Source organism: Flavobacterium araucananum, from assembly GCF_002222055.1.
Lineage (GTDB): Bacteria > Bacteroidota > Bacteroidia > Flavobacteriales > Flavobacteriaceae > Flavobacterium > Flavobacterium araucananum.
The window spans coordinates 1-676 of the sequence record NZ_MUGS01000055.1 but is presented as its reverse complement, the minus strand read 5'-3'; the positions used below and the strand labels follow the sequence as shown (position 1 = coordinate 676).

Genomic DNA, 676 nt, shown 5'->3' with positions numbered 1-676 from the left:
GGTGTTATCAAAGAGTTAAGAAAAAGTTTTAAAAAAGGTTGAAATTATGCAACAAAAACCCTTGTCAATGTAAATAAAGGTGGTACTTTTGCACCCGCAACAACGATAGACGTTCGCTGAAATACTGACAAGCACACAAATCAAAATAGAAATTTATTTCTAAAAAAAGATTTAAAAAAGCTTGCGAGATTTGAAAGAAGCTGTTACATTTGCACCCCGCAAACGAAGTTCACCGAACACTTTTTTAGATAAGAGTTAAGTGAGGTAAAACAGGGAAAGTTCATTGAGATATTGGTTGGGAGATTAGAGGAAAACGGAAATAAAAATTTCTAAAAAAAACTTCAAAATTTACTTGCCAGTTGAAAATAAAATTTCTACTTTTGCACCCGCTTTGCAACACAAGTGAAACACAAAATAAGAAGAACACGTTCGTAGACATATTGAATTGACAGCCGTTTTGAGAGAGATTTCAAAACAAAGAATAAGAGTAATAGAATTGAGAGATTCGAATTAAGAAACGATAGAGAAAGCGTCGCATAATACTTAGTTCTGATTTATTAGAACAAACAATATACGATGAAGAGTTTGATCCTGGCTCAGGATGAACGCTAGCGGCAGGCTTAACACATGCAAGTCGAGGGGTATAGTTCTTCGGAACTAGAGACCGGCGCACGGG

Annotated in this window: 1 rRNA gene; it reads left to right on the top strand. The window is 35.5% G+C overall.

The annotated features are described in order from the left end of the window. Positions 1-573: 573 nt before the first annotated feature. Positions 574-676, top strand: a 16S ribosomal RNA gene (locus B0A64_RS20390); the annotation flags it as partial.